Here is a 7,744-nt window from a genome sequence, read left to right as displayed (position 1 = left end):
GCTTTCCTACGGAATGCTAACGCAAACGCGACATGAAACGCGGCTCTGTTAAGAGCGGGAGACCCGCTCCTACGGACCCGCTGCCTCTTGCAGAGGAGCTTCGCTAACGCTAACGGCATCCCATCCTGACGGAATGCTCCGCAAACGATCGCTTTTTTCCCCTTGAAAGGGGAGGCTTCAAGGCGTGAATAATCTAATTATTTAATTGTTTAATTATTAATTATTTCGGTAAAATTTTATCATAGGGGTTTGTTCTGCAAACTCAAGTGCAAAGATATTTGGAGACCAAAACCCTAAAGTTTTTTCTCACAAATCATTTCTTATGGCTATAGATGAAATTAACAGTTTGTTAATTTATCTGCCTTTAAAGATACAACTAAATCTGGTAAAAACAATTCAAAATCACCTCAGACTTTACGCTGAGGTTTGGATTCAGTAATTAATAATGGATAATGGATAATGGATAATTGATAATTACCTCTCCCTAAAACGGATTGGATTGAATAAAAGGAAAATAAGTTCATTGTTTCTCCTTTAAAGGAGAGACTTTAAACCTTAATTATTCGTTCAATAATTGATAATACATTAATTATTTAATTATTAATAGATTAGAGCCAACAATTTTGAACTTTGAATTTTGAATTTTGAATTTAAAAATCATGCGCCCTGTTTTTATCGTCATCACAATTTTCACTGCTATATTTTCCCTAGTAAGTTATCTAGGACAATTTCACCAAATATTTGAACTAACTTCTCATTTCAAATTGCAATATTTAATAATTGCTTGCTGCACCCTATTTTTCTGGATAATAACTCGCAAAAAATTATGGACTTTTGTGAGTTTAGGCTGCATTTTGCTGAATTTATTGGTGATAGTTCCTTGGTATTTACCATCATCACAAATAATGGCTGGAGACGAGGTAAATAAAATTAGAATTTTACAGTTAAATTTGTTTAACAGAAATAAGCAATATGATAGAGCGATCGCTTTAGTTAAAAAAGAAAATCCTGATATAGCAATTTTCCAAGAAGTTAGTGAAAAATGGGCGGAAGAATTAAAGGTTTTACGCCAGAGTTATCCTTATGTTTTTTATAACCAAGATAACCGCATATTTGGCAAAGGCATATTTGGCAAATCAATTTACAGTAAAATTCCCCTAGAAAACCAAAATATAAAAATTATATCTAAGTCTTATAAAAGAACAGCTCTAGTTACTCAGTTAAAAGTTCCTGGAAAAGCTATTTTCTTAATCGTAACTCATCTGGCAATTCCTATTACAAAAGTTAGTTTTCAGGAGCGAAATCAAGAATTTGCAGTCTTAGCAGATTATGTCTCAAAACTTCAATCTCCGGTAATAGTAGTTGGAGATTTTAATACCAGTTTATGGTCGCCTTATTATCAACAGTTTGTGCAGAAAACAGGATTAAGAAATGGGCGACGCGGGTTTGGTATTCAAGCATCTTGGCCAACATTTTTACCACTATTTTATATGCCTATTGACCATTGTTTACTAAGTTCTGAATTTCAAGTTTTAAATAGTCGTATTGGTGAAAATGTAGGTTCCGATCATTTACCAATAATTACAGATATGGCTATTTCTCAAAAAGCTGAATCTAGTTAAATATTTATAGGTAAATTTATGCTCATAAATTACCGAAAAATGTCATTCCTGTTATCAGTTAACAGCAGTTAAAATTTGAAACAAGATTAAAATTCATGGATGAAGTAATCAAGAAAATTATTACTTTAGCAATACCAGGGTCATATCTCTGGATGATTAAAAATGCTACAGTTCATTAATTGATAATTGATAATTTATAATTGATAATTACCTCATCCCTAAAAGGGAGAGGATTGACTAATAAGGAAAAAATTTATTTCTCTTGGTTGATTGGATATGGCGTTAGCGTAGCGTCCCGGAGGGAAAGGAGACCCGCTCTTGCAGAGCCGCGTTTCATGTCGCGTAGCGAAACGCTTTTTCCTGACGGAATGCTCCGCAAACATGTCGCGCAGCGTTAACGAAGTTGTGCGCCAGCTAAACGCCATCCCACCCTACGGGAAACTTTCCTTACGGAATGCTACGCAAACGTTAACAACCGCTTTTTCCCCTTGAAAGGAGAGGCTTTTAACCTCAATTATTTAATTAATAATTATTAATTACCCGGTAAAGCTGGAGAAAGTTGTATTTGGACGGCTTTTATCAAGCTGAATTTATTTTTTGGCAACTATGTAACTGTCTTAATAGTAATATTTTTGGGNCCTACGGGAAACTTTCCTTACGGAATGCTACGCAAACGTTAACAACCGCTTTTTCCCCTTGAAAGGAGAGGCTTTTAACCTCAATTATTTAATTAATAATTATTAATTACCCGGTAAAGCTGGAGAAAGTTGTATTTGGACGGCTTTTATCAAGCTGAATTTATTTTTTGGCAACTATGTAACTGTCTTAATAGTAATATTTTTGGGATTAGCTGCTATTATCTGAGTGAAGTATTTATTGATGGTTTACTTCTACAATATTATCAAAAATTACTCCAGTTATACTCAGCAGAAAAGTTAATAGATGAAATTGATAAATTGCCAATTTCTCTACCTTTAAAAATATAGCTAAAATGGTCAATTCTCCATCATCCTATTCACAAGGGAATTAAAGCGAATTAATTTGAGAAAAATCATGCGCCCTGTTTTTATCCTAATCACAATTTTCACTGCTCTATTTTCCCTAGTAAGTTATCTAGGACAATTTCACCAAATATTTGAACTAACTTCTCATTTCAAATTGCAATATTTGATAATTGCTTGCTGCACCTTATTTTTCTGGATAATAACTCGCCAAAAACTCTGGACTTTGCTGAGTTTAGGCTGCATTTTGCTGAATTTATTGGTGATAGTTCCTTGGTATTTACCANTTTCACTGCTCTATTTTCCCTAGTAAGTTATCTAGGACAATTTCACCAAATATTTGAACTAACTTCTCATTTCAAATTGCAATATTTGATAATTGCTTGCTGCACCTTATTTTTCTGGATAATAACTCGCCAAAAACTCTGGACTTTGCTGAGTTTAGGCTGCATTTTGCTGAATTTATTGGTGATAGTTCCTTGGTATTTACCATCATCACAAATAATTGCTGGAGACGAGGTAAATAAAATTAGAATTTTACAGTTAAATGTGTTTACCAATAATCAGCAATATAATCAAGCGATCGCTTTGATTAAAAAAGAAAATCCTGATATTGCAGTTTTCCAAGAAGTTAGTGAAAAATGGGCAGAAGAATTAAAGGTTTTACGTCAGAATTATCCCTATGTTTTCCACTTTCAAGATAACCGCATATTTGGTAAATCAATTTACAGTAAAATTCCCCTAGAAAACCAAGATATAAAAATTATATCCAAGCGTTATAAAAGAACATCTTTAGTTACCGAATTAAAAGTTGCTGAAAAACCTATTTCCTTAATCGTAACTCATCTAGCAGTTCCTATTACAAGAATCAGTTTTCAAGTAAGAAACCAAGAATTAAAAGTATTAGGAAATTATGTATCAAAACTTGAATCTCCAGTAATAGTAGTTGGAGATTTTAATACCAGTATATGGTCGCCTTATTATCAGAAATTTGTGCAGAAAACAGGATTAAGAAATGGGCGAAACGGGTTTGGTATTCAACCATCTTGGCCTACGAATTTGCCACTACTTTATATTCCTATTGACCATTGTTTAGTAAGTCCTGAAATTCAAGTTTTAAATAGTCAGATTGGTAAAAACTTAGGTTCGGATCATCTACCGTTAATTACAGATGTGGCTATTCCTCAAAAATCTGAATCTAGTTAAATATTTATAGGTAAATTTATGCTCATAAATTACTGAAAAATGTCATTTATGTTATCAGTTAACGGCAGTCAAAATTAAAAACAAGGTAAGCATTTCCTGACGGAATGCTGCGCAAACAGCCGTCAGCTAGCCTCTTGCCTCCTGCGGAGGAGCTGCGCTTGTTCGTATAGGGAATGCTCCGCTTTCCATGTCGCGCAGCGTTAACGTTTGCGGAGCATTCCGGAACGGAAAGTTGTGCGCTAGCTAAACAGCTATTATTGATAATATGCTATACAAAGTTTTATTAATGGTACTTAGACATTTTCAGGAATAAAAATCGCTTTTTTGCAAAGTATTCTGTAGGAAAGGAAAAATCAGTTTGTTGAAACCTGAAAACTAATGGCTGAATGCTTACAAAACAAGATAGAAAAATCATGGATGAAGTAATCAAGAAAATTATTACTTTAGCAATACCAGGGTTATATCTGGATGATGAAAAGTGGTATTGNACGGAAAGTTGTGCGCTAGCTAAACAGCTATTATTGATAATATGCTATACAAAGTTTTATTAATGGTACTTAGACATTTTCAGGAATAAAAATCGCTTTTTTGCAAAGTATTCTGTAGGAAAGGAAAAATCAGTTTGTTGAAACCTGAAAACTAATGGCTGAATGCTTACAAAACAAGATAGAAAAATCATGGATGAAGTAATCAAGAAAATTATTACTTTAGCAATACCAGGGTTATATCTCTGGATGATGAAAAGTGGTATTGGGACAGCTTTTATCAAGCTAAATGTATTTTTTGGCGCTTATGTAACTGGCTTAATAGTAATATTTTTGGGATTAGCTGCTTACTATTTAAGTGAAGTATTTATTGATAGTTTACTCCTACAATATTATCAAAAACGACTCCAGTCAGAGTCAGCAGAAAAGTTAATAGANGGGTTATATCTCTGGATGATGAAAAGTGGTATTGGGACAGCTTTTATCAAGCTAAATGTATTTTTTGGCGCTTATGTAACTGGCTTAATAGTAATATTTTTGGGATTAGCTGCTTACTATTTAAGTGAAGTATTTATTGATAGTTTACTCCTACAATATTATCAAAAACGACTCCAGTCAGAGTCAGCAGAAAAGTTAATAGATGAAATTGACAAATTGCCAATTTCTCTGCCTTTGAAAATACAACTAAAATGGTCAATCCTCCATCATCCTATTCACAAGGGAATTAATTTGAGAAAAATCCCGCGCCGTGGTTTTCTCCTCATCACAATTTTCACTGCTCTATTTTCTCTCACAGGTTATCTAGGAAAATTTAACCAAGTATTTGAAATAACTTCTCATTTCAAATTGCAATATTTGATAATTGGTTGCTGCATCTTATTTTTCTGGATAATAACTCGCAACAAACTCTTGGCTTTGATGAGTTTATGCTGCATTTTACTGAACTTATTGGCGATCGTTCCTTGGTATTTACCATCATCACAAATAATGGCTGGAGACGAGGTAAATAAAATTAGAATTTTACAGTTAAATTTGTTTACCAATAATCAGCAATATAATCGAGCGATCGCTTTAGTTAACAAAGAAAATCCTGATGTGGCAGTTTTTTTAGAAGTTAGTAAAAAATGGGATGAAAAATTAAAGGTTTTACGCCAGAGTTATCCGTATGTTTTTCAATCTCAAGATAAGCACCGCAGATTTGGCAAATCAATTTACAGTAAAATTCCCCTAAAGAACTCAAATAAAATAATTACAGCTAGGTATCAGAAGTCTAAGACGAGAAAATCTCTAGTTACCCAATTAAAAGTTCCTGGAAAACCTATTTCGTTAGTCGTAACTCATCCGGCAATTCCTACTAAAAGAGCTAATTTTAAACTGCGAAATCAAGAATTAGAATTATTAGCAGNAATCAATTTACAGTAAAATTCCCCTAAAGAACTCAAATAAAATAATTACAGCTAGGTATCAGAAGTCTAAGACGAGAAAATCTCTAGTTACCCAATTAAAAGTTCCTGGAAAACCTATTTCGTTAGTCGTAACTCATCCGGCAATTCCTACTAAAAGAGCTAATTTTAAACTGCGAAATCAAGAATTAGAATTATTAGCAGATTATGTATCAAAACTGGAATCTCCAATCATAGTAGTTGGAGATTTTAATACCAGTATATGGTCACCTTATTATCACCAATTTGTTCATAAAACAGGATTAATAAATGGGCGACGCGGGTTTGGTATTCAACCATCTTGGCCGACGGATTTTCCACTATTTTATATTCCTATTGACCATTGTTTAGTAAGTCCAGAAATTCAAGTTTTGAATAGTCATATAGGTGAAAATGTAGGTTCGGATCATCTACCATTAATTACAGATGTGGCTATTTATCAAAAAGCTGAATCTAGTTAAATTTGTGAAATTAAATACTCAGTATGATTAGGTTAAATCACAATTTAATATTAAATTCGTTGGCAATGGAAGTGTTATAAGAAACCGGGTTTATGCGGCACAAATGTTAGTATAGTAGGGCATCTACTATAAACCCGGTTTCTATACTTTTAGGACTTACCGAAAAATAAATGTATAAAGCCTCTCACTCGCCGTTGAGAAACAAGCGGTCGAGGGATGGCGAGGTCTCCTCGCCATATCCAATCGACCAAGAGAGAAAAAATTTTCCTTTTATTCAATCCTCTTCCTTTTAGGGAGAGGTANGGGATGGCGAGGTCTCCTCGCCATATCCAATCGACCAAGAGAGAAAAAATTTTCCTTTTATTCAATCCTCTTCCTTTTAGGGAGAGGTAATTATCAATTATCAATTATCAATTATCCATTATCCATTATCCATTATTGAAGCAGGCAAACCTAGAAACCCTTTACGAGCGTAGATGTTTATGTGTTAAAAAGAATGATTTATCGTATAGGTAAATTTATAATGATAAATTACTAATTTCACTTGATATTATTTTCAGTAATAAAAAAATAGAAAGGCTAATAGATAATACCATGTCCGGTTAAATAGTTATAAATAAAAAGGCAGGAGTCATAATTCTGAACAGAAGAAGAGAGAAAAATAAGGTATTAAGGAAGATATAATTTTATTATACCTAATCATCCGGACATGGTATAACTGCTAATTTTTGCAATATATTAAACAGTCATTTCAGTTATCAATATCTTCTACTGAATTAAGAAGCAAAAAATTTACTCACAGCAGTAATTTAACTTCTGAATTATGACTTCTAACTTCTGACTTCAGCTACAGCAGGAATCACTAAAACTGGGTAAGGAGAATATTTTAAAATACCCTCACTAACACTACCCATAAACAACTTATCAATACCACTGCGTCCATGAGACCCAACTATTATTAAATCAGCAGTTAATTTTTTTGCTTCTGCTAATATAGTCTCTACTGTTGAACCTTGAGTTAATAGAGCAACTGTATCAAGACCTTTTTGCCGTAATTCCTCTGCTAAATCTTGAATTTGCTTATGTTCTTTACGAAACTGTTCTGCCCAATGATCTCGCTTAGGCTGTGGTCCAGTTTTAAAACCAACAAAATCAGGTTCGGGTTCGGTAATATGAATTAACCATAGTTTGCTTTTAAAAGCTTGAGCTAGGGTTTCAGCTTGAGAAATAATGGTGGGAGTTATTTGAGAAAAGTCAATCGCAACAACTATATTTTTCATTAGTAATTAATGGATAATTGATAATTGATAATGGATAATGGATAATTGATAATTACCTGTGGTTAAAACCGTTCTTAATTAGATATAAGGAAATATTATTTTTTTTCCTTAAAAAAGAAAGCTTTTAACCTGAATAATTAATTTTTCGGATAATTTTTACTTAGAAAATAACCAACTATCTATAGAAGCACTGCCGAAAACAGGGGAAAGTCAAATTACAATTCAGGCAACGACAGAAGCAGGAGGT

At 33.2% G+C, this 7,744-nt stretch carries 5 protein-coding genes and 1 pseudogene; 5 read left to right on the top strand and 1 reads right to left on the bottom strand.

Annotation, left to right across the window (positions count from 1 at the left end; translation table 11 throughout):
• The first annotated feature begins 659 nt into the window (after window positions 1-659).
• From AFK68_RS19515 to AFK68_RS45735, 5 genes and pseudogenes are all read left to right on the top strand, one after another.
• Window positions 660-1,622 (top strand): endonuclease/exonuclease/phosphatase family protein, encoded by a 963-nt coding sequence (locus tag AFK68_RS19515; protein ID WP_094674323.1) that lies wholly within the window; start codon window positions 660-662, stop codon window positions 1,620-1,622.
• A 773-nt stretch (window positions 1,623-2,395) separates the two neighbouring features.
• Window positions 2,396-2,608, top strand: a complete 213-nt coding sequence (locus AFK68_RS19510) for a hypothetical protein (protein ID WP_143438055.1) — start codon at window positions 2,396-2,398, stop codon at window positions 2,606-2,608.
• A 483-nt stretch (window positions 2,609-3,091) separates the two neighbouring features.
• On the top strand, window positions 3,092-3,829 hold the full coding sequence (locus AFK68_RS19505) for an endonuclease/exonuclease/phosphatase family protein (protein ID WP_371357458.1): 738 nt from the start codon (window positions 3,092-3,094) through the stop codon (window positions 3,827-3,829).
• Window positions 3,830-4,767: 938 nt separating this feature from the next.
• Window positions 4,768-5,719 (top strand): annotated as a pseudogene (locus tag AFK68_RS45740) (endonuclease/exonuclease/phosphatase family protein); the annotation flags it as partial.
• Between the two features lie 6 nt (window positions 5,720-5,725).
• Window positions 5,726-6,217, top strand: coding sequence for an endonuclease/exonuclease/phosphatase family protein (locus AFK68_RS45735; protein WP_371357457.1), 492 nt, complete (start codon window positions 5,726-5,728; stop codon window positions 6,215-6,217).
• Between the two features lie 830 nt (window positions 6,218-7,047).
• Here AFK68_RS45735 and AFK68_RS19490 read toward each other — a convergent pair.
• Entirely contained in the window at window positions 7,048-7,497 is a 450-nt protein-coding gene (locus tag AFK68_RS19490; protein ID WP_094674313.1) for a universal stress protein, read from the bottom strand.
• Between the last annotated feature and the right edge of the window lie 247 nt (window positions 7,498-7,744).

It is taken from the genome of Hydrocoleum sp. CS-953, assembly GCF_002260545.1.
In the GTDB taxonomy this organism is placed as follows: Bacteria; Cyanobacteriota; Cyanobacteriia; order Cyanobacteriales; family Microcoleaceae; genus Trichodesmium.
The sequence above is the reverse complement of the archived record's forward strand: the minus strand, read 5'-3'. Positions and strand labels throughout refer to the sequence as shown.

What these genes read in the sequence shown, in the direction of transcription:
- AFK68_RS19515 (WP_094674323.1), top strand. Translation starts at nt 660, where the DNA reads ATGCGCCCTGTTTTTATCGTCATCACAATTTTCACTGCTATATTTTCC.
- AFK68_RS19490 (WP_094674313.1), bottom strand. Translation starts at nt 7,497, where the DNA reads ATGAAAAATATAGTTGTTGCGATTGACTTTTCTCAAATAACTCCCACC.